Origin of the sequence: Hydrogenophaga bisanensis (assembly GCF_042665135.1) — a bacterium.
Taxonomy (GTDB): Bacteria; Pseudomonadota; Gammaproteobacteria; order Burkholderiales; family Burkholderiaceae_C; genus Hydrogenophaga; species Hydrogenophaga bisanensis.
In genome coordinates this window covers 217,643-239,245 of record NZ_JBHTBX010000006.1, presented here as the reverse complement: position 1 = coordinate 239,245, position 21,603 = coordinate 217,643, and the positions used below count along the sequence as shown (strand labels likewise).

The window sequence follows — 21,603 nt, the reverse complement described above, 5'->3', positions numbered from 1 at the left end:
ACCCCACCCGCCAGGATGGGGTCGTCTGAGACGCACCCGCGGGTGCTTACTGGGTGGTGGCGGCTTTGGCGATGTTCTTCATGCCATCGGCCACCGAGATCTTGTCGTTGTTCCAGAACTGGCTGACCGCGTCCTTGATGGCACCTTCGGCCGCCGGGCTCACCGCCATGCCGTGGGCCACCGAGGGGACCAGGCCGCCGGTGCGGGCGGTGTCGACGAAGTCCTTGCTCGAGAGCTTGGCGCAGTCATCGAACTTGTCCATCTTCATGCCCAGACGGACCGGGATCGAGCCCTTGTTCAGGTTGAAGACCTCCTGGAAGGCCGGGCTCATGATGGCTGCAGCCAGATCCGCCTGGGCTTTCTGGGCGCCGGCGTCCTTGAGCTTGTACATGGCGAACGAGTCGACGTTGAACGTGAATGCATTGGCGGTACCCGGTGCGGCGGCGCACAGGAAGTCCTTGCCCGGCACCTTGCCGGCCGCAATGAATTCACCCTTGGCCCAGTCGCCCATGAACTGGAAGCCGGCCTTGCCCTGCATGACCATGGCAGTGGCCAGATTCCAGTCGCGGCCCGGGGCAGCCGGGTCGGTGTAGGACTTGATCTTGCGGAAGGTCTCCAGCGACTTCTTCATGGTGTCGCTGTTCAAGGCCTTCTGATCGAGCTTGACCAGCGCGTCCTGATAGAACTTGGCGCCACCAACGCCCAGCACCACCGACTCGAACGTCGTGAAGTCCTGCCAGTTCTGGCCACCATGCGCAACGGGAATCAGGCCTGCGGCCTTGATCTTGTCGGCGGCCGCAAAAAACTCGTCGAAGGTCTTGGGCATGGCCGGCACGCCGGCCTTCTTGAGGACCTCGGGGCTGGCCCACAGCCAGTTGACGCGGTGCACGTTCACCGGGGCAGCCACGTAGTTGCCCTTGTACTTCATGACATTGGCGACGACCACGGGCAGGGAAGCGTCCCAGTTCTCGGCCTTGGCCACGGCATCCAGGTTGGCCAGCACGCCTTCGGCGGCCCATTCCTGGATGGCCGGCCCCTTGATCTGGGCGGCCGACGGCGGATTGCCCGACACCACGCGGCTCTTGAGCACGGTCATGGCGTTGTCGCCGCCACCCCCGGCCACCGCGAAGTCTTTCCAGGTGTGCCCTTTGGACTGCATCATCTTGCGCAACTCGGCCGCCGACTTGGCCTCGCCACCGGACGTCCAGTAGTGCAGCACTTCGACTTCGCCGGCCACGGCGCCAGACAGGGCGAACGCCGCCATGGCAGCGCTCAGCAGTTGGTTCAGTTTCATTGAGGGGTCTCCGAGTGGCCCGCAGGCCCGGTTGTGGATGGCCCGGCGCACTGCACGCCGAGTTCTTTAATTTTTCATTAATTAATTAAAAACAGCCATCCGTGGAAACCCTCAGACCTCGCCGATCTGTTCAGCTCAGGGCATCCAGCGCCCGGGATACCCCCATCAAAGCGGGAGATTGGCTGGAAGTGATCACCCACACCGGAATCGCCGACAGGAAGGTCTGAAACCGTCCCTTGGCCTCGAAGCGCTGGCGGAAAGAGGATCGCTCAAAAGCCGACCCCAGGCGGGGGACAATGCCCCCCCCGATGAAGACGCCGCCCCGCGCACCCAGCGTGAGGGCCAGGTTGCCCGCCACCGACCCGAGACAGGCACAGAAGATATCCAGCGCCTCCACCGCCTGCGCGTGCCTGCCCGCCAGCGCCGCCTCGGTGACCTCGGCCGCCGTGGCGATGCCGGCCCGATCCGCCGCGTCGGCTTCGCACAGCAGGTCAAAGGTGTCCAGCAAGCCTTGCCCGCTGGTCACCCGCTCGGCCGATGCGTGGCCGTAACGGCGCACCAGCCCATCCATCACCAGGCGCTCGCGCGGCGTTTGTGCCGGGAGCGTGACGTGCCCACCCTCACCTTCCAGGGGAATCCAGCCACCCCGTCCGTCGGGCAGCAAGCCGGACACCCCCAAACCGGTCCCGGCACCGACCAAGCCGATGGGCGCCCCTGGCTGGGCGATGCCACCACCCACCTGCCGCAGGTCAGCGGCCGGCAGCACGGGCAAGGCCAACGCCAGGGCCGTGAAGTCGTTGATCAGCCGCCAGGTCGAGAAGCCGAACTCGTCACACACCTGGCGCTGCGAGAAAGCCCAGTGGTGGTTGGTCATCCGGACCTCGTCACCGGTGACCGGGTTGGCGATCGCAATCGCGGCCGTGGTCGGTGCCGCCTGACCGATCAGGCGCAGGTAGGCATGGATGGCGGCCTGCAGCGACTCATGCTCGGCACAGCGAAGGACATGGACATCGGTGATGGGTGCGCCCAGCTCTCGCTGCCAGGCGAAACGGGCATTGGTGCCGCCCACATCGGCCAGCAGGCGGGGTTGGGGAGGGTTGGTTTTCATGAATGACCAGCCTGGAAGCAAGGCTGCTGAGGTCTCTGTTCGGACCGGATTATGCCGAACCCGTAACCAAGTTACATAAAGCCATGATGCCTGATCAGGCCGGGTTTCATGAAAAGTATCGCACCGTCAAGGTCGGAAACTCCCCCCGGGTTGGTATTCCGGCCCATGGTCTGGTACGGTAAAAAAGTGATTGAATCTGTCCGGCTTGAAAGTCGAAGACACGCCCTTTTTCTCGATTTCGATGGCACGTTGGCCGACATCGCGCCGCGTCCCGACGCCGTACGTCTGAGCAGCGAAGTCCCCCAGGTGCTGGCCGCACTGCAGCACAAGCTGGGCGGCGCCGTTGCGCTGGTGACGGGCCGGCCGATGAACGATGTTGACGCCCTGCTGGCCCCCCTGCGACTGGCGGCCGCGTATGAACATGGGGCAGTCCTTCGAACACGGGACGGCGAGGTTCTGCGCACCTCGGCTCCCGATCTGCACGAGGCGCTGGCGACGGCGCGTGTTCTTGTCCAGAAATACCCGGCTCTCTTGCTGGAAGAGAAGTCGTCCTCGATGGCGCTGCACTATCGGCAGGCACCGCAACTGGAGAAGATCTGTCTCCATGCGTTGGCCCCGATCGTGACGGGCCGCCCCGATCTGAAACTGCTGCACGGCAAAGCAGTGCTCGAGGTCAAATCGTCCCGTGTTCACAAAGGCACGGCCATCGCCGCCTTCATGCAGCAGCCGCCTTTTCGGGGCAGGGTTCCGGTGTTTGCAGGTGACGATGTCACCGATGAAGCAGGGTTCCTCGCCGTCAAGCAAATGGGCGGAGTGGGCATCAAGGTCGGTGATGGCCCCACCGCAGCCAAGGCCCGCCTGGCCAATCCCCAGGCTCTGCGTCAATGGCTGATCGACAACGCACGGAGGGAGCACACGTCATGAGCACAGGGAGCCTGAACCGAGGGCAGAACGGGACCTTTGCAGAGCCACCACCACAGAACCTGTCATTGGGCGTGATCGGCAACTGCGCCTTCAGCGCCCTGATCGATGAACGCGGTCAGGTCGTGTGGTGTTGTCTGCCCCGATTCGACGGGGATCCGGTCTTTCACTCGCTGCTGGGCGGAGAAGATGGCAACGGCAGCTTCGCCATCGACATCGAGGATCTGGAGCGGGCCCACCAGTACTACGAACCCAACACCGCCGTCCTGCGAACCGAGTTGTGGGATACGCGGGGACAAGGACTGCTGATCACCGACTTTGCACCGCGCTTCCAGTCCAGGGGACGCTTCTTCAGACCGATGATGATGGTGCGGCGCGTTCGTGCGTTGCAGGGGACGCCCCGCATACGCATCCGCCTGCGCCCCCGGTTCCACTGGGGCAGCGTCGCCCCGCTCATCACCTCGGGCAGCAACCACATCCGGTTCGTGGGCGACCAGCTGACCCTGCGGCTGCAGACCGACGCCCCCCTGTCCCATGTGCAATCGGGTCAACCGTTTCTGCTGACCCGGGAGCTGAATTTCCTGCTCGGGCCGGACGAAACGCTTGAGGGCGGCATCAGCGACACGGCCAGGAATTTCGAGCAGGAGACCATCGGCTACTGGCGCAGCTGGAGCCAGCGCCTGGCACTGCCCCTGGAATGGCAGGAGGCGGTCATCCGCGCGGCGATCACGCTCAAACTGTCCACTTTCGAAGACACGGGCGCGATCGTGGCCGCCATGACCACGAGCATTCCGGAGGCGCCCGACACTCAGCGCAACTGGGACTACCGCTATTGCTGGCTGCGTGATGCGTTCTTCGTGGTCAGGGCACTGAACAGTCTGGCCGAAGTCGGCACCATGGAGGACTACCTGAGCTGGTTGACCAACGCGGTGGAGGGCAGCAACGGCGGCCACGTCCAGCCCCTGTTCGGCATCGGACTGGAGCGAGACCTGCCTGAGCGCATCTGCGAAAATCTGCCCGGCTATCGCGGCATGGGCCCGGTACGCATCGGCAACCAGGCTTTCGAACACTTCCAGCACGATGTCTACGGCAACATCGTGCTGGGTGCTGCGCAGGCGTTCCACGACAAACGCCTGCTGCACCCGGCCGGTCTGCCGGAGTTCAAGCGCCTGGAGGTGGCCGGTGAGCGGGCGGTACAGGTCTTCGATCAACCCGACGCAGGCATGTGGGAGCTGCGCACGCGCGCGCGCGTCCACACGTCGTCGGCGCTGATGTGCTGGGCCGCCTGTGACCGGCTGGCCAAGATTGCAGCCGGCCTGCAGCAAACGGAAAGGGCTGCCTACTGGCAGCAGCACGCCCGAGCCATGCGTGAGCGCATCCTGCGCGAGGCCTGGTCGGAGGAGCGCAAGGCGTTCGCCGAGAGTTTCGGTGGCCGGGACCTGGACGCCAGCGTGCTGCTCATGGCCGAAGTCGGCTTCATCGATCCCATGGACCCCAGGTTCGTCGCCACGCTGGACGCGCTCGAAAAGAACCTTTGCGATGGTCCCTACATGCGGCGATATGAAGCCGCCGATGATTTCGGCAAACCGGAAACCGCGTTCAACATCTGCACGTTCTGGCGCATCGATGCACTGGCTCGTGTCGGCAGGGTCGAGGAAGCCCGCGCCATCTTCGAAACGATGCTGCGGGCGCGCAACGGGCTGGGTCTTCTGTCGGAGGACACCCACGCCAGCACGGGCGAGATGTGGGGCAATTTCCCTCAAACCTACTCGATGGTGGGCATCATCAATGCAGCCGTGCGGTTGTCGGCCCCCTGGGACACGGTGATCTGATGGGCCGGCTGGTCGTTGTCTCCAACCGCGTGGCCGATCCTCGCAAGAGCGCTTCAGGCGGGCTGGCCGTTGCCCTGGGGCAGGCACTGGAGTCCACCGGGGGCCTCTGGTTCGGCTGGAGTGGCCGCGTCGCAGCGCCTGGCGAGGCGGAAGCAGGACGGCTGCACACGCAGATGGCTGGCAGGGTCCAGCTGGTCACCATGGACCTGTCGCCCACCGATCACGACAGCTACTACCTCGGTTACAGCAATGGTGTCCTCTGGCCGGTCTTTCACTACCGACTGGACCTGGCCAATTTCGATGGTGGCCACATTGGCGGCTACCAGAGGGTCAACCGGAGGTTCGCCCACCAGTTGGCCGCGCTGCTCAGACCGGACGATGTCGTCTGGGTTCACGACTATCACCTGATCCCTCTGGCCGCCGAGCTCAGGGCCATGGGCTGTCGCCAGCGAATGGGGTTTTTCCTGCACATTCCTCTGCCGCCGCCCCTGATCCTGGCGGCCATCCCGGAGCACGACTGGCTCATGCGATCACTTTTCGCTTATGACCTGGTCGGGTTCCAGAGCGAAGTGGATCTGGCTCACTTCTCGCGCTACGTGCGCACCGAAGCCGACGCGCAGGTCCAGGGACCCAATGCCTTCCGCGCCTTTGGCAAAACCGTGCATGCCGCCAGCTTTCCCATCGGGATCGATGTGGATGAGTTCCAGGCCCTGGGGCGGGCTGCCGACGCGCAGGACCTGTACCACCAGATGCGCGAAGAGTACTCGCGCCGGCGCCTGCTGCTGGGTGTCGAGCGCATGGACTACTCCAAGGGCTTGCCGCAGCGCCTGAAGGCGTTCCGCCAGCTCCTTCAGTCTTACCCGGAGAACCGCGGAAGCGCCACCCTGATCCAGATCGCTGCGCCCAGCCGGGAGTCGGTGGATGCCTACGCGTCGCTGCGTCAGGAGCTCGAGAGTCTGAGCGGTCAGATCAACAGCAACTTCGGCGAACTCGACTGGATGCCGGTGCGCTACATCCACCGCAACGTGGCCCGAAAACGCCTGCCAGGTCTCTACCGCGCCGCCAGTGTGGCCCTGGTCACCCCGCTGCGCGATGGCATGAACCTGGTGGCCAAGGAATATGTGGCGGCGCAGGATCCGGACGACCCCGGGGTGCTGGTGCTCTCGCGCTTTGCCGGTGCGGCCGAGCAGATGACCGAGGCGCTGCTGGTCAATCCGTACGACGCCACCCGCACCGCCGAGGCCATGCAGAGCGCGTTGAGGATGCCGCTGGAGGAGCGCCGCCGCCGCCACGCTGCCCTTCTCGAGGGCATCCGGACCCAGGATGTTCACTGGTGGCGCCAGCAATTCCTGGACACCCTGGCGTCGATCCAGACGCACTGAGTACCATGTCAGCGGGCAGGCGACCGGCCGTGCCGCATCGGATCAGAAAGCCGCAGAAGACAACTGGGCGCGCACCCAGCGCACGATGTCGGCCGCGCCCATTGCGCCGGCCTGCCGGGCCACCTCGCGACCGCCAACAAACAGCGCCATCGTCGGAATGCTGCGGATCTGGTGCCGGGCGGCGAGCTGCTGGGCCTCTTCGGTGTTGAGCTTGGCCAGCCGGACCTGTGGCTCCAGCTGGCGGGCCGCCGCCTCGAACTGGGGCGCCATCATCCGGCAGGGACCGCACCAGGGGGCCCAGAAATCCACCAACACGGGCAGGTGCGAGCGTCCGATGTGCCGATCGAAACTGGACTCATCCAGCTCGACCGGATGCCCGTCGAACAACGCGCGATGACACTTGCCACAGTCGGGCGCCTTGCCCAGATCGGCCGGCGCGACGCGGTTGGTGGTGTGACAGTGGGGGCAGACGATGTGCAGCGCGTCAGTGGACATTCAAAGGCTCCGTGATGCTATGTCCCCGATGTGGGGGTTCGCCGGCATTCTTCAAGACACTCCCAGGAGTACCTTGTCGGTCAGACGATCTGGCTGATCAGGCTGGCGACAAAACTCAGCAGGATGGTGGTGGTCAGGGGAATGAACCACTCCCGACCGAAGGCCTTGAAGCGGAAATCGCCGGGCAGCTTGCCGAAGCCCAGTTTGTGCAGCAGCGGCGTGAACCAGCTGATCAGCAACAGAGCCAGGAAGATGACGATCATCCAGCGGATCATGGCGCGATCAGGTCTCGTGTCACAGTCGGTGGGAACGGTCGCCGACCGCGAACCCCGACGGCAGCCACTCGCGCCCGGATGCATCGGGGCCGATGGCCAGCACCTTGAACAGCTCGCCCATCTCGTGCTCGTTCACCAGCTTCTGCATCATGGCGTTTTCCCTTGGCCCGGCCTCTTTCGCCAGGTCCAGCAGCCCGACGTTGAGCAGGAAGCGCCCCTGAGAGGTGTACCCCAGCACCGACAGCCCGGACGACTGGGCGGTCAAGGCAATGCCTGTGAAGTTCACGTGGGCCGTGATGTCCTTGAGGCCCAGATCGGCCAGCGGGTCATCGTCGCGGCGATGTCCGCGGTGGCAGGTCAACGTGCCCATGTGTCGTTGCGGGTGGTAGTACTCAGCCTCGGGGAATCCGTAGTCGATGAAGAAGCCTGCGCCGTGCTGCCAGTGATCGGCCAGGGTGCGGATGAAGGCCTCGGCCTGGGGATGGATCTCGGTCAGGTAATCGTGGGTGCCGTCGACCTCCAGCGGTGGCCGCAGGTCGGTCGGCTTGTCCACCCAGATCAGGCCACCGACGGCATCGAGCGACACGCCCCGCTCATGCCAAAGCCCACCCCGTCGCGCCAGCAGTTGGACCGGCATGGCGTCCAGGACCTCGTTGCCCAGCAGCACCCCGTCAAAGGCTTCAGGCAGACGGTCTGCCCAGCGCACGCAAGCCGCATGCCGTGCCAGCGTGGCCTGCTGGCGCTCACGCAGGCTGCCCGACAGGTCGACGATGGTGTACTGACGCGGTGTCCGCCCGATGGCCTGCAGGCCGTCTAGCACCTGCAACGCCAGGGCACCGCTGCCGGCACCGAACTCCCAGACCTCGTCGGTGCCCGTGGCCTCCAGCGCCTCGGCCACCTGGCGGGCCAGGGTGTGCCCGAACAGCGGCGTGAGCTCGGGCGCCGTCACGAAATCGCTCCCCCGGCCATCGCTGCCCGACGGCATCCGTCCGAACTTGGGCGTCGCATTGGCGTAGTAGCCCAGACCTGGCTCATACAGGGCCATGGCCATGAAGCGGTCGAAGGGCAACCAGCCGCCCGACGCACGGACAGCCCCACTCACCCGCGCCAGCAGGGCGCTCGGTACACTTGCAGGTTCGCCCGCGATGTCATCGGGCGCCTGGCCCAGAGCTTCCGTTTTCACCCCGCCATTGTCCTCCATGCCATCCCCAACCGTATCCCGGGACTCACGCACCGTGCTCGTCACCGGCGCCGGCAAACGCCTGGGACGTGAGATCGCGCTCACGCTGGCGCGGGCCGGCTGGATTGTGGCGGTGCACCACCGCCAGTCGGCCGAGGACGCCCGCCAGACCGCTGCCGATTGCGACGCCCTGACCGGCCGGGCCGCCAGCGCAAGACCCTTCTACGCCGACCTGGCCAGCGAACCGGATGTGAGAGCCCTGGTGCCGGCGGTGGTGGCGAGCTTCGGCCAGCTGGATGCGGTGGTCAACAGCGCGTCCCTGTTCGAGCACGACGAAGCGGCCAGCTTCGGCTTCGAGGCCATGGAGAAGCACCTGCGCAGCAACACGGGCGCCCCCGTCCTGCTGGCCCAGGCGCTGGCCGAGCATCTGGACACCAGCGGCGGTTCACGTGACGGCGCCGTGGTGAACCTGCTGGACCAGAAGCTCTGGAACCTCAACCCCGACTTTTTCAGCTACACCCTGTCCAAGGCGGCGCTGGAAGCGGCCACCAACATGCTGGCCCTGGCCCTGGCGCCCCGGGTGCGCGTGGTGGGGGTGGCACCGGGTCTGACCCTGACCAGCCACATGCTGTCGGACGACAAGTTCCAGGCACTGCACCGCCAGTCGCCTCTGGGGCGTTCATCCACACCTGACGACGTGGCGGCCACTGTCGCGTTCGCCCTGCAGAACCGGTCCATCACCGGCACCACGCTGCTGGTCGATGGTGGTCAGCACCTGATGCGCTTCGAGCGCGATTTTTCCCTGATGTGAGGCGAGAAGCCCATGACTGCCCCCCACTCTGCCGGCACCCAGATCCTGACCCTGACCGGTCTCCGTTTCGACGCCAACCTGGGCATCCTCGACCACGAGAAGACCGCGCCGCAGCCAATCCAGGTGGACGCCGAACTCAACCAGGGCACGCAGCCCTTGCTGCCGCACGACGACGACATCAGCCATGTGCTGGACTACCGCAAGGTGCGCCAGATCATCATCGATGAATGCACCGCCGAGCACGTGAACCTGCTCGAGAGCCTGATCGGCAAACTCACGCGGCGCCTGATGCAGCTGCCCGGCGTGATCGGCGTGCGGGTGAAGATCGCCAAGCTTGAAATTTTTGACGACTGCGAAGTCGCGATCCGCATGGAAAGCGGCCAGTGGTGAGCACCATGACCCCAGAGAAACTAGCCTTCGAGAACAAGAAACTGGAAAAGCGCCTGTGCCGAGAAGTTGGCCGCGCGATCGTGGACTACAACATGATCGAGGAAGGTGACCGGGTGATGGTCTGCCTCTCGGGCGGCAAGGACAGTTACGGCCTGCTCGATATCCTGATGAAGCTGCAGGCGCGCGCGCCGGTGAACTTCGAACTGATCGCGGTCAACCTCGACCAGAAGCAGCCCGGTTTTCCCGACCATATCCTGCCCGAGTACCTGTCCAAGCTGGGCATCCGGTACCACATCGAGACGCAGGACACCTACTCCATTGTCAAGAAGAACATTCCCGAAGGCAAGACGATGTGCAGCCTGTGCAGCCGGCTGCGGCGCGGCATTCTCTACCGGGTGGCCAAGGAACTGGGCGCCACCAAGATCGCCCTGGGTCACCACCGCGACGACATGCTGCAGACCCTGTTCCTGAACATGTTCTTCGGCGGCAAGCTCAAGGGCATGCCCGCCAAGCTGGTCAGCGACAACGGCGAGTTCATGGTGATCCGCCCGCTGGCCTACGTGCCCGAGAAGGACCTGATCCGCTGGGCCGAGCATCGGCAGTTCCCCATCATCCCCTGCACCCTCTGCGGCAGCCAGGAGAACCTGCAGCGCAAGCAGGTGGGCAACCTGCTGCGCGACTGGGACAAGCAGTTCCCCGGGCGGCTGGAGAACATGCTGCACGCCCTGCAGAACGTGGTGCCCAGCCACCTGATGGACCGCTCGCTCTATCCGTTCCAGACGCTCAAGACCACCGGGGTGGAGAGCGAGGACGGCGACAAGGCGTTCGACGAGGAAGAGATCGAAGCCCCGGCACGCGTGGACGAGGAAGGGAACGAGGTGCAGCCTTCGCGGGTCATACCGATTGCCATGTCCTGATCCGACGAGGAACCCATGACCCCGATTGCCCGCAACCGCTTTGTTTCGATCCTGCTGCTGGCCAGCGCCCTGGTGCTCGGTGGTTGTGCCAGCGTGCTGCGGGTGGACAACCAGGTCGAGAGTTTCGCCAGCTGGGACAGCGGCCAGGGGGCGCCTGCCGCGCCACAGTACTACCTGTTCGAACGCCTGCCCTCCCAGCGGGAAGGTCCAGCCGCCAAGGCCCAGACCGAACTGGAGCAATGGACGATCGACAGCCTGGCCGCACTGGGCTGGCGCGTGGCCGGCACCGACGATCCGGCACCGGCCTGGCGCGTGCAGGTTCAGGCCAGCAGCGTGCGCCTGCCCTATGCCCCCTGGGAAGAGCCGCGCGACGGATTCTGGAGCGGCGTGGGCATCTACGGCAGCCGGGGTGGCTGGGGCGTCGGCGGACGTTTTGGCTGGCCGATGTACCCCTACCACACGACGCCCTACTACCAGCGACAGGTGTCGCTGGTGGTGCGTGATGCGGCCACCGGCCGCGTCGTCTATGAGACCAGCGCGGCCCACGACGGTCGCTGGAACAGCACGCCCGAGCTGTGGAAAGCCATCATCCGGGCAGCCCTGTCCGAATTCCCGGTACCGCGCCCCGGCAGTCGCCAGGTCAACATCGACCTGCCGCGCTGAGTCTGCCGGAAGGCGCTCAGTCGGCGGGCAAGAGGCTGCGAACCGCCTCGACCAGGTCATCGACCCGGTCCTGCTTGGCCAGCACTTCGTGCACACCGCACAACCGGGCCTGCTCTCGAAGTTCGTCGCTCACATATCCCGACATGATGGCCACCCGCAAGCCGGGACGGATCTGCGCCACCTCGCGAGCCACATCGATGCCGCTGAGGCCCGGCATGTTCTGGTCGGTGACCAGCAGGTCCACCCGGTCCCCGTTGGCCGCCAGCCAGGCCAGCGCCAGCTCCCCCGACAGGAAGGTGGTCACCCGATAGCCTTGCTTGCCCAGCATGCGGGAGGCCAGGAACAGCATCGCCTCGTAGTCGTCCACATAGACGATGTGCCGGTTCGCACAGGTGTCGGCTTGGGGGATGACCGCCTCGACCATGGTCGCCCCCTGTGCCGGTGCATCGGTCCCGCCGGCCACAGGAAAATACAGATCGAACCGGGTTCCCTCCCCCAGCTGGCTGTGCACGTCAATGCCCCCCTGGTGCGCAGTCACAATGCCGTGCACGACCGACAGCCCCAGTCCGGTGCCCTCACCGGCTGGCTTGGTGGTGTAGAACGGCTCGAAAATGCGGTGCAGATGCTCGGGAGCGATCCCCTGACCGCTGTCGGCCACACTCAGGCACGCGTAGCGCCCCGGCGCCAGGCGCCCACCCGTTGACAGGCTCTCTTCCTGCGCCACATCACAGGTCTTCAACAACACGGTGATCTCACCCCCGCGTCCCCGCATGGCCTGCCAGGCATTGGTACACAGGTTCATCACCACCTGCTGGATCTGGGTACTGTCGGCCCGCACCATCGGTCCCGTGACAGGCATCCGCGTGTTCAGACGGACCCCGGCCGGCAACAGCGAACGCATGAGGTTCAGCGCTTCCTCGACCAGGGGACCCAGGGCCTGCTGTTCCATGGTGGGGGACTGTCGGCGACTGAAGGCCAGGATCTGCTGCACCAGCTGCCTGGCCCTCAGGGCCGCCCGCTGGATCTCGGCCAGACTCTCCTGCGCCAGGTGGCCGTCCCCCACGTCTTCCCGGGCCAGGGACAGGTTGCCCAGAATGGCGGCCAGCAGGTTGTTGAAATCGTGCGCCACCCCGCCCGCCAGGGTGCCGATGGCCTCCATCTTCTGCGACTCCCGAAGTTGGCCCTCCAGCTGCTGGCGGCGCATCTCGGCTTCCTTGAGCTCGGTGATGTCTGTGTGGGTACCGACCATGCGCAACGGTTTGCCGCCCACATCCCGGCTGATGACCATGCCCCGGGTCAGTACCCATTTCCAGGCACCGCCCTTGCACTGGACCCGATGCTCATTGCGGTAGATCGGCGTGCGGCCTTCGAAATGGTCCAAGCGGTCGCGCAGCATCTGCTCGCGGTCCTCGGGATGGGTCCGCTGGTCCAGCGCCTCGGCCAGGCGAGGCAGTTCGTCCTCGTTGAACCCGTACATGGCCAGCATGCTGGCGGAGAGGTATTCCTCTCCGGTGGCCAGGTTCCAGTCCCAGACACCGTCGCCCGCACTCTCCAGGGCCAGTTTCCAACGTGCCTCGGTCTCTCGCAAGGCGACTTCCGCCTCACGCTGCTCGGTGATGTCCAGCAGCACGCCCACGCGCAGCACGCCGGTCTCGTCGCTGCTCACCGATGTCGAGCGCCGCAGGATCCAGCGGATCTGCCCATCGGGTCGCACAATGCGGAATTCGCCGCCCAGGTCCTCATGGCCCCGGCGCATCAGGTCGATGTCACGCTCCAGCTGATCCTGGTCGGCAGGGTGCCGGTACCGGCGGATCAGGTCGGGATCACGAAGCAGATCACCGGGCTCGAAGCCATAGATGTCCCGCACCCCATCGCTGACAAACCGGTACTGACGCCGGCCATCCGGTGCAATGTGCACGGCAAACACCATGCCCGGCACCTGCGACGCCACCTGGCGCATCTGCTCCTCACTGCGTTGCAACGCCTCGCGGGAGTGTACCTGTTCGGTGATGTCTTCGACCGTCCCTTCGTAGTACAGGGGCTGCCCCTGCGCGTCCCGCACCAGATGGGCGTTCTCGCTCACCCAGCGCTTGAGGCCCGTCCCGTGTTGCTGGACCGCAGACACGAGTCCCCGGACCTGGCCATGCATGGCCAGTTGCTGCTGGAAGTGCTGGCGCCTTCCTGGGTCCAGGTACCAGTCGCCCGCCAACCTGTTCACGTCCGCAAGAAAATCCGCCTCCGTCGCAAACCCGTTGAGCCTGACCAGCGCCGGATTGGCGTGCAGCATCGTGCCATCGGGTGCACAGCGGTAGGCACCGATCGGCAGGAAGGTGAACAGCGTGCCGAAGCCCTGATCGGCCGGTGGCGCAGATGGCGTCATGGACCCATTGTGGCCCAGCCCACCGCAGTGCGAAAGCCCTTGCTGCGCGGGTTTCCCGCGATAATTTCACGGCTCGGGCGAACAACTGCCTGCGTGCCGCCCATTTTCACCGCCCACTCCCGTCAGGACCCGACCGTGCAAGTCACCCGCATTCTGGCCGTGCGTCACGGCGAGACCGCCTGGAACCGCGACACCCGCATCCAGGGCCACACCGACATCGACTTGAACGACCAGGGTCGCCTGCAGGCCCGGCGACTGGCGCTGGCCCTGCGGGACGAATCCCTGGCCGCCATCTATGCCAGCGACCTCAGCCGTGCCCGCGCGACCGCCCAGGCCGTGGCCGACCTGCAGGGACAGGCTGTCCAGACCCACCCCGGGCTGAGGGAAAGAAGATTCGGCCGCTTCGAGGGGCTGACTTGGGCCGAGATCGAGGCACAGCACCCCGAAGAGGCTCTGGCCTGGCGCAAGCGCCATCCGGAATTCGCGCCGCCGGGAGGGGAGTCACTGTTGCAACTGCGCGAGCGCATTGTGAGCACTGTTCAGGCGCTGGCGTCACGCCATGCCGGCGAGCAGGTCATGATCGTGGCCCACGGGGGCGTGCTCGACATCCTCTACCGCGCCTCGACCCGGCTGGATCTGCAGGCGCCCCGCACCTGGGAACTGCCCAACACGGCCGTCAACCGCCTGCTCTGGAGCCCCGAAGGACTGAGCCTGGTGGGCTGGGCTGACACCACACACCTCCAGGACGCCGGGCTGGACGAACAGAGCGCCTAAGGAGGACGGACGCCTATCAGGGTTGTTGCCGAGCCCCATCGGTACCACCGCGAACCACAATGCGCGGATGACGTCCAGCCAGATCATCGTGCTGGCGACCCCGGTCTTCCTGCTGCTCATCGGACTGGAGTTCGCCATCGGCCGCGCGCGCGGCCACAACACCTACCGCCTGCCCGATGCCATCACCAGCATTGGCTTGGGCATGCTCAGCCAGATCAGCGCCGTGTTCACCCGGCTGCTGCGGGTGGGCATCTACACCGCCATCTTCAGCACCGTGGCGATCTTTCCTGATGCCGCGCTGTGGAACCACTGGACCGGCTGGCTGCTGGCCCTGCTGTTCTACGACTTCTGCTACTACTGGCACCACCGCCTGGGACACGAAAGTGCCGTGTTCTGGGCGGCCCATGTGGTGCACCACCAGAGCGAGGACTACAACCTCTCGACCGCGCTGCGCCAGACCAGCAGCGGCGCCTTGCTGGGCTGGATCTTCTACGTGCCGATGGCGGTGGTGGGGGTGCCTCCCTTGGTGTTTGCCGTGGTCGCGCTGGTCGACCTGCTCTACCAGTACTGGATCCACACCCAGCAGATCGGCCGGCTGGGCTGGTTCGACCGGGTCTTTGCGTCGCCTTCGAACCACCGGGTCCACCATGCGGTCAACGACGCCTACCTGGACAAGAACTACGGCGGTATCCTGATCTTGTGGGACCGACTGTTCGGCACCTTCACCGACGAGGATCCCACCAACCCCTGCGTCTACGGCACCCGCAAGCCGCTGCGCAGCTGGGACCCGCTGTGGGCCAACCTGGAGGTGTACGCGGCACTGGCACGGGACAGCTGGCGCACCCGCCGTCGGGGCGACAAGCTGCGCGTGTGGTTCAAGCCACCTGGCTGGCGGCCCGCCGATCTGGCTGCGGTCGAACCCGCCACGCCTTTCGAACCGGCCCGTCTGCAGCGCTTCGAAACGCCCATGGCGCCCGGCCTGCAATGGTTCTCGGCCCTCCAGTTCCTCGCCCTGCTGGGCGGCGTGGCGCTGTTCCTCTGGCACGCCGAAAACTGGCCGCTGTCGCGCAGCGCCGTCTGGTTCGGTGTGTTGCTGGCCGGCCTCTGGGCAGTGGGGGCCGTCATGCAGGGCCGCCTGCTGCCGCTGGAGGCTCTGGTCATCGAGGCCGGGGCGCTGTCGATGGCGGCCGCGGCCGACGGTTGGCGCGAGGCCCACCTGTTCTTCAAACCCGCCGCCATGGTGCTGGCCCTGCTGCTGGTCGCCCAGGCCTGGGGCTCGGGTCGCCTGCGAGGAGCCGCAGCCCTCTGGCTGGGTCTGGCCCTGGCCGGTTCGCTGGCCGGCGATGTGTTTCTGATGCTTGAAGGCCTGTTCATCCCCGGCCTGGTGGCCTTCCTGCTGGCTCACCTGGCCTACATCGTCCTGTTTGGCCAAGGCGTGTCCTGGTGGTCATCGCGCGGAATTCTGGTGCTGGCCCTCGGGTACGCCCTGGTGATGGTGATCGTGCTCTGGGCGGGGGGGCTACCCGGCGCCCTGCGAGTACCGGTGGCGATCTATGCAACCGTCATCGCGCTGATGGCCGCACAGGCGCTCGGGCGCGCCCTGCAGCTCCGTGACACCGCGTCCTGGCTCGTCGCTGCCGGGGCCATCGCCTTTGTGATCAGCGACACCCTGCTGGCCGTCAACCGTTTCCTCACGCCCCTGTCGGCCTCCCCGGTCTGGGTGCTGTCGACCTACTACGCCGCGCAGTGCCTGATCGTCGGGGGCATACTGCGCAGCGAGCGGGTCAAAAGAGCCGTTCAGGCCCCGAACAACCCGCCCTCGGCTGCGGGCGGCGCCACACCCAGGTGACGGTAGGCCGCCAGCGTGGCGGTGCGCCCGCGCGGCGTGCGCTGCAGGTAGCCCTGCTGGATCAGGTAGGGCTCGATCACGTCCTCGATGGTGTCGCGCTCCTCGCCGATGCTCGCTGCAATGTTGTCCAACCCCACGGGGCCGCCGTCAAAGCGGTGGATCACCGCCTCCAGGAGCTTGCGATCCATCAGGTCGAAGCCTTCGGGGTCCACATCCAGCATCGTCAGTGCGCGGCCCGCGATGTCGGCCGTGATGCGGCCATCGCCCTTCACATCGGCAAAGTCACGCACGCGGCGCAACAGGCGGTTCGCAATGCGGGGCGTGCCCCGGCTGCGGCGCGCAATCTCGAACGCGCCTTCGGCGTCGATGGGCGCGTTCAGCAGGCCGGCGCTGCGGGTGACGATGCGCTGCAGCTCGGCCGGGGTGTAGAACTCGAGCCGGGCCACGATGCCAAAGCGATCGCGCAGCGGATTGGTCAGCATGCCGGCACGGGTGGTGGCACCCACCAGGGTGAAGGGCTGCAGGTCCAGCTTGATGCTGCGCGCCGCCGGCCCTTCGCCGATCATGATGTCGATCTGGTAGTCCTCCAGCGCGGGATAGAGGATCTCCTCCACCACCGGTGAAAGGCGGTGAATCTCGTCGATGAACAGCACGTCGTTCGGTTCGAGGTTGGTCAGCAGTGCCGCCAGGTCCTTGGGCTTTTCCAGCACCGGTCCGCTGGTCTGGCGCAGGTTCACGCCCAGTTCCTGGGCGATGATGTGACTCAGCGTGGTCTTGCCCAGGCCCGGCGGGCCGAACAGCAGCACATGGTCCAACGCCTCGGCGCGCTTCTTGGCCGCGCCGATGAAGATCTCCAGCTGCTCGCGCACCTTTTGCTGGCCCACGTATTCGTCCAGCAGCTTGGGTCGCAGGGCACGCTCGATGGCCTCCTCCTTGGGCGAATAGGCCACGGGAGACACCACCCGCGGAGCGGGCGCAAAGTCATCGGTCTGGATGGTCACAGGCGTCGGTCTTTCACTGATGCAGGGATCGGCGATGACTATACCTTCACGCGTGAATCACCGCGAAAGTTCTCAAGCGCTTGGTGAACGCAACCCCGGCACCTCGACCGGACGAGGACCGGGCATCTTTTGCGCTGGCCCGTGCGTTAGCGCTTCCTCAACACAAGAAAGATGGACGAACCGTAGCCGGTACCTGGGCAGAAACGCTCAAGACTCGTCAGTCGGTACAGCAGAGCATTCACCCAATCAGGAGGCATGCGCACATCCGACACGACGACATCGGATGAGGACCCCAACCGCATCCGCTGTGCGGTCCGTGCAGCAAAGATCAGTGGCGACAAGAGCATGGGCCAGCTTTGATGGCCAACGATGTCCCAACTGGCCGTTTCAGCGAGGCGGGCGACATCTTCCGGCTCAAACCGGCGCGAAATGCCCACCGCGCGATCATGCATCCCGGAGAACGCCGCGCGCGCCGGCAGATTCATGATCAGAACACCCCCTGTGTGCAGGCGATCGTGACACGTCCGGACAAACGCCTCTTGTTCTTTGTCCCCGAGAAAGTAGAGGCTGTCGTTCGAGACGATCACATCAAAGACCACCGTCGGAAAGACGCGGGACAAGTCACGCAGATCAGCCTGCACCACATCGAGGTTACCGGCGCGGGCGCGGGCCACCGCAGTGGGGGACAGATCAAATCCATGCAACTGATCGTGACCGTCACCCTTGAGCTTGAGCAGCAGTCCGCCAGTTCCGCAGGCAGCGTCCAGGATCCGGGGTGACTTTGCAGCAAAGAAATCGGCAATCGTTCGCAGGCAACGGTCGTGCAGGTTGCGGTACCACCAGTGGTCCCGCTCGCACTCGGCCATCTTGCGGTACTCGTCCTCCCGGTCCAGCATGTCTGATTCAGGCAGTTCGTTTGAACACCACGTGCCGCTGCATCAGGAAACTGGTCAGCACGATGACGACATGGATCAGCAACTGTCCCAGAATGGGCCCCAGCAAACCGCTTTCCACCAGCATCATCAACATGATGCTGTTGAGCGCAAAGACAAGCACGTAGGTCATGACGTACTTGGGCAAGGTGTGGCGCGCCTCGGAGGCATCCGAAAACGTCCAGAACCGGCTGAGCGCATAACCGATGAAAGTGCACACCGCGTATTCGATGGCCAAGGCAGCCCGATAGTCCATGCCCAGCTGCACACAGGCGATGAACAGGAGGTACCCCAGACCGGTGTTGAAAGCGCCCGCCACGACAAAGCGCCAGAAGCGCTTCATGAAAGTTCGCTCACCGCACGGTTGACCGCATCGATCACCAATTGGGCACGTTCACGACCCAGCTCCGGGTACATGGGCAGAGACAGCACCTCTCGCGCCAGCATCTCGGTCACCGGAAGGCTCCCTTCACCCATGCCCATCCACTCATACCCGGGCATCCGGTGAATGGGGTGCGGATAGTGGATGCCTGTGCCGACCCCCATGCTGGACAGCGCCGCCCTCAGGCGGTCCCGCTGGGATGATCGAACCACGTAGAGGTGATAGGCATGATCGACACCTTGGTTGGGCACCATTCGCTGCAGCTGCCCGGGCAGCGACTCGTCGTACCAGGTGGCGATTTCACGCCGACGGTTCACCCAGTCCGCCAGGTGCGGCAGCTTGACGTTGAGCACCGCCGCCTGCAATTCGTCCAGACGGGAGTTGAGCCCCTCGCGTACAGAGCAGTAGGTCTGCTCGAAGCCATACATCCGGACCTTCTTGCACTCGGCAATCAGCTTCTCGTCGTGGCTGGCACACAGCCCGCCGTCCCCGTACGCACCCAGGTTCTTGGTCGGATAGAAGGAAAACGCGGAGGCATCCCCGAGCGTGCCTGCCATCTGTCCATTGAGCCTGGCGCCATGGGACTGGGCGCAGTCTTCAATGATCCTGATCGACCTGTCTCCCAGCAGGCGGCGCAAGGCGGGAATGTCCACCATGTTGCCGAACAGGTGCACAGCAATAACCGCCCGGGTGGAGGGGGTGATGTGCTGTTCGAGCTGTCCGAGATCCATGAGGGCGGTCCTGGGGTCCACATCGCAGAAGACCGGTGTGGCACCAGCCAGACGAATGGCACTGACCGTCGGAACCGCCGTGTTGGACACCGTGATGACCTCGTGGCCCGGGCCGATGCCCATCGCCATCAACAGCACCACCAGGGCATCCGTTCCGCTGTTCACACCCGCACAGGAAACCCCCTCGCCCAGGTAGCTGGCGAAGGACTTCTCGAAACGGGCCACCTGAGGACCCAGAACCAGTTGCCCCGACGTCAGCACCTGCGTCATCGCATCACCGATTTCGGTGGCAATCGATCGGTATTGCTCACCATAGTCAAACACCGGCACTGCCGTCATTTCCAATACTCCTTGGGATGTTTCCGATAAAAGTCCAGCGTCGACTGCACGCCCTCGGCAAGATCGATGCGGGGATGCCAACCTGTCAGGCGCGAGAAACGCTCATAGTTGCCGTAGTAGTCGCCGATGTCGATCGACTTCTTGTCCTGCGGGAAGGGCACCGTCTCATAGCTGACGCCGGTGCATTTGTGCAGCATCAGGACCAGATCGTTGACGGAGTAGCTCCTGGGCGCGCCCAGGTTGAACACCTGGCCGTAGCATTCCTGACAAAGTGCGGCCCGCATCAACGCGTCCACCACGTCATCCACGTGGTTGTAGTCGCGCAATTGATCACCGGTTCCGAACACCCGGATAGGTTCACCCAGCAGCGCCTGCCGGATGAAGATACCGATGAAGCCCTGACGGTTGTTCCGGATCTGCTGGTGCGGGCCGTAGGTGTTGGTCAGACGCAGCACCGTGGACTTCAGGTCGTACGCACGCTGATAGAGCAGGTGATAGTACTCTGCCGCCAGTTTGTTGATGCCATTGACATCAATGGGCAGCGCCGGATGATCCTCCGTCACGGGCAGGAACTGGGGTACACCGTAGACCTGACGGGTGGAGGTATAGATCAGCTTCGCGGTCGGATTGTGTTTGAGGCAGGCCTCGACCAAGTTCATGCTGGAGACGCAGTTCACCCCCAGATCCAGTTGGGGGTCGCGCATGCTGTCCCCATGACTGACCTGACCGGCCAGGTTGAACACATAGTCCTGCCCCTTGACCAGCTGATTCAGGGAATGCTGGTCACGCATGTCGCTGATGTTGACCTTCACACGCCCTTTCACCGGCTCGATATTGAACCAGTTGCCGCCGTGTTCCGGAATCAGTGCGTCCAGCAGCGTGACTTGCGCGCCCGCCTTGACCAGTGCAATGGCCAGGTTGCTGCCGATGAAACCCAGCCCACCGGTGATCAGCACCCTGCGATCGGCAAACTGCTCAGCGGGATTCTGGCGGCTTGTGTCCATACACCTTCCCTTGGATGACATGACGTCGAACAGTGAACTGCGGCAACCGATTGACCATCATGAACACGCGGCCGACGTATTCGCCCACGAAACCCAGCGTGACCAGAAACAGGCTCGCCAGCACCAGCAAGGAAATCTCGATCGATGCCCAACCGATGGGCAACGCCGGGTTGCGAACCTTTTCGACCACCACATACAAGGCGCCCAACGCACTCAGTGCCGCCATGAACAAGCCCACCATGCCGATCAGCCGCAAAGGCATGATTGAAAAATTGAACGCCATGTTCATCCACAGAGACACCAGCTTTCGCAAGGTGTAGTTGGACTCACCTTCTGCTCTGGGCAAATGCTGCAGGGTCACCTGCGAGTAGCGGCGCGTCACGCGCAGGATCAAACCATCCAGGTAAGGGTAAGGCCCCTGGTAGGACGTCACCTGATCGATCACGAAGCGATTGATGATCTTGAACGAGGACAGATACAGGTCGGATGGCTTGTTGATCAGCCAGCTGGCGACCAGGTTGTTGAAGCGGCTGCCGAGATTTCGCAGGAAATGGTGCTGCTTCTTCTCGTAGCGGGAGAAGACCACGTCGTAGCCTTTCTCGATCTCATTGATCAGCTTGATGACTTCAGAAGGCGGATTCTGGAAATCATCGTCAATGATCACGGCGACATCACCACGACAGTGGTTCAGACCGGCCATCACCGCATTGTGTTCACCATAGTTCCTCGACAGGTCCAGGAACGTGATCCAGGTGTGCTGTCGGGCGAGCGCCTCGCAGACCTCGGCCGAGTTGTCGCGAGGACTGGCGTCGTTGACCAGCACCACATCCAGCTCGTAAAGGTGCGAAAGCTGCTCATGCAGCGTGTCCACCAAACGTCCGATGGTTGATGCGCCGTTGTAAACGGGAATCACGATACTGACGATCACTTCATTCGCTCCATT

General features: G+C 64.6%; 21 protein-coding genes. 9 read left to right on the top strand and 12 right to left on the bottom strand.

Features of this window, described 5'->3' with window-relative positions; genetic code table 11:
- Positions 1-46: 46 nt before the first annotated feature.
- Both ACFQNJ_RS11100 and ACFQNJ_RS11095 read right to left on the bottom strand, forming a co-directional pair.
- A complete protein-coding gene (locus ACFQNJ_RS11100; protein WP_382257137.1) occupies positions 47-1,294 on the bottom strand; it encodes an ABC transporter substrate-binding protein in 1,248 nt (415 codons plus the stop codon).
- A gap of 130 nt (positions 1,295-1,424) precedes the next feature.
- Positions 1,425-2,402, bottom strand: coding sequence for a glucokinase (locus tag ACFQNJ_RS11095; protein WP_382257134.1), 978 nt, complete (start codon positions 2,400-2,402; stop codon positions 1,425-1,427).
- 108 nt (positions 2,403-2,510) lie between these two features.
- Between ACFQNJ_RS11095 and otsB the strand changes: the two genes are divergently transcribed.
- The 3 genes from otsB to otsA are packed head-to-tail and all read left to right on the top strand — an operon-like array spanning position 2,511 to position 6,537.
- Positions 2,511-3,326: a trehalose-phosphatase gene (gene otsB, locus ACFQNJ_RS11090; RefSeq protein WP_382257131.1), complete on the top strand. Its 816-nt coding sequence runs from the start codon at positions 2,511-2,513 to the stop codon at positions 3,324-3,326.
- Complete coding sequence (locus ACFQNJ_RS11085; protein WP_382257128.1) at positions 3,323-5,155, top strand: glycoside hydrolase family 15 protein; 1,833 nt, start codon at positions 3,323-3,325, stop codon at positions 5,153-5,155. The genes otsB and ACFQNJ_RS11085 overlap by 4 nt, the downstream gene beginning before the upstream one ends.
- Positions 5,155-6,537, top strand: coding sequence for an alpha,alpha-trehalose-phosphate synthase (UDP-forming) (otsA, locus tag ACFQNJ_RS11080; protein ID WP_382257126.1), 1,383 nt, complete (start codon positions 5,155-5,157; stop codon positions 6,535-6,537). Before ACFQNJ_RS11085 ends, otsA begins: the two co-directional genes overlap by 1 nt.
- Positions 6,538-6,579: 42 nt before the next feature.
- Here otsA and trxC read toward each other — a convergent pair whose 3' ends face one another.
- From trxC to ACFQNJ_RS11065, 3 genes are all read right to left on the bottom strand, one after another.
- Positions 6,580-7,032, bottom strand: coding sequence for a thioredoxin TrxC (gene trxC / locus ACFQNJ_RS11075; protein WP_382257124.1), 453 nt, complete (start codon positions 7,030-7,032; stop codon positions 6,580-6,582).
- A gap of 80 nt (positions 7,033-7,112) precedes the next feature.
- On the bottom strand, positions 7,113-7,307 hold the full coding sequence (locus ACFQNJ_RS11070) for a DUF2905 domain-containing protein (protein WP_374640220.1): 195 nt from the start codon (positions 7,305-7,307) through the stop codon (positions 7,113-7,115).
- 19 nt (positions 7,308-7,326) lie between these two features.
- Positions 7,327-8,490 carry a class I SAM-dependent methyltransferase gene (locus ACFQNJ_RS11065; RefSeq protein WP_382257121.1) on the bottom strand — a complete coding sequence of 388 codons (1,164 nt, stop codon included), beginning with the start codon at positions 8,488-8,490 and terminating at the stop codon, positions 7,327-7,329.
- Positions 8,491-8,506: 16 nt separating this feature from the next.
- On the opposite strand from ACFQNJ_RS11065, the gene ACFQNJ_RS11060 reads away from it, so the two are divergent.
- Genes ACFQNJ_RS11060 through ACFQNJ_RS11045 form a run of 4 tightly spaced genes read left to right on the top strand, consistent with a single transcriptional unit; the run spans position 8,507 to position 11,268 of the window.
- Positions 8,507-9,298, top strand: coding sequence for an SDR family oxidoreductase (locus ACFQNJ_RS11060; protein ID WP_382257118.1), 792 nt, complete (start codon positions 8,507-8,509; stop codon positions 9,296-9,298).
- 12 nt (positions 9,299-9,310) lie between these two features.
- On the top strand, positions 9,311-9,688 hold the full coding sequence (locus ACFQNJ_RS11055) for a dihydroneopterin aldolase (RefSeq protein WP_374640223.1): 378 nt from the start codon (positions 9,311-9,313) through the stop codon (positions 9,686-9,688).
- A gap of 5 nt (positions 9,689-9,693) precedes the next feature.
- On the top strand, positions 9,694-10,605 hold the full coding sequence (gene ttcA / locus ACFQNJ_RS11050; RefSeq protein ID WP_374640224.1) for a tRNA 2-thiocytidine(32) synthetase TtcA: 912 nt from the start codon (positions 9,694-9,696) through the stop codon (positions 10,603-10,605).
- A 15-nt stretch (positions 10,606-10,620) separates the two neighbouring features.
- Positions 10,621-11,268, top strand: a complete 648-nt coding sequence (locus ACFQNJ_RS11045; RefSeq protein WP_382257115.1) for a DUF4136 domain-containing protein — start codon at positions 10,621-10,623, stop codon at positions 11,266-11,268.
- A gap of 16 nt (positions 11,269-11,284) precedes the next feature.
- Here the strand turns inward: ACFQNJ_RS11045 and ACFQNJ_RS11040 are convergent, their stop codons facing one another.
- The gene (locus tag ACFQNJ_RS11040; RefSeq protein ID WP_382257112.1) at positions 11,285-13,648 is read right to left on the bottom strand and encodes a hybrid sensor histidine kinase/response regulator; all 2,364 of its coding nucleotides are present in this window, start codon (positions 13,646-13,648) and stop codon (positions 11,285-11,287) included.
- A 135-nt stretch (positions 13,649-13,783) separates the two neighbouring features.
- Between ACFQNJ_RS11040 and ACFQNJ_RS11035 the strand changes: the two genes are divergently transcribed.
- Together ACFQNJ_RS11035 and ACFQNJ_RS11030 are read left to right on the top strand one after the other, a co-directional pair.
- A complete protein-coding gene (locus ACFQNJ_RS11035; RefSeq protein WP_382257109.1) occupies positions 13,784-14,422 on the top strand; it encodes a histidine phosphatase family protein in 639 nt (212 codons plus the stop codon).
- A gap of 67 nt (positions 14,423-14,489) precedes the next feature.
- Complete coding sequence (locus ACFQNJ_RS11030) at positions 14,490-16,271, top strand: lysoplasmalogenase family protein (protein ID WP_382257106.1); 1,782 nt, start codon at positions 14,490-14,492, stop codon at positions 16,269-16,271.
- On the opposite strand, the gene ruvB is transcribed toward ACFQNJ_RS11030, so the two are convergent.
- The 6 genes from ruvB to ACFQNJ_RS11000 form a co-directional block, all read right to left on the bottom strand.
- Positions 16,220-17,272, bottom strand: coding sequence for a Holliday junction branch migration DNA helicase RuvB (gene ruvB, locus ACFQNJ_RS11025; protein ID WP_374640229.1), 1,053 nt, complete (start codon positions 17,270-17,272; stop codon positions 16,220-16,222). The genes ACFQNJ_RS11030 and ruvB overlap by 52 nt on opposite strands.
- Positions 17,273-17,418: 146 nt before the next feature.
- On the bottom strand, positions 17,419-18,168 hold the full coding sequence (locus tag ACFQNJ_RS11020; protein WP_382257103.1) for a class I SAM-dependent methyltransferase: 750 nt from the start codon (positions 18,166-18,168) through the stop codon (positions 17,419-17,421).
- A 7-nt stretch (positions 18,169-18,175) separates the two neighbouring features.
- Entirely contained in the window at positions 18,176-18,547 is a 372-nt protein-coding gene (locus ACFQNJ_RS11015; RefSeq protein ID WP_382257101.1) for a GtrA family protein, read from the bottom strand.
- Positions 18,544-19,656, bottom strand: coding sequence for a DegT/DnrJ/EryC1/StrS family aminotransferase (locus ACFQNJ_RS11010; protein WP_382257098.1), 1,113 nt, complete (start codon positions 19,654-19,656; stop codon positions 18,544-18,546). The genes ACFQNJ_RS11015 and ACFQNJ_RS11010 overlap by 4 nt, the downstream gene beginning before the upstream one ends.
- Complete coding sequence (locus tag ACFQNJ_RS11005; RefSeq protein WP_382257095.1) at positions 19,653-20,660, bottom strand: NAD-dependent epimerase/dehydratase family protein; 1,008 nt, start codon at positions 20,658-20,660, stop codon at positions 19,653-19,655. The genes ACFQNJ_RS11010 and ACFQNJ_RS11005 overlap by 4 nt, the downstream gene beginning before the upstream one ends.
- Positions 20,632-21,588, bottom strand: coding sequence for a glycosyltransferase family 2 protein (locus tag ACFQNJ_RS11000; protein WP_382257093.1), 957 nt, complete (start codon positions 21,586-21,588; stop codon positions 20,632-20,634). The genes ACFQNJ_RS11005 and ACFQNJ_RS11000 overlap by 29 nt, the downstream gene beginning before the upstream one ends.
- Between the last annotated feature and the right edge of the window lie 15 nt (positions 21,589-21,603).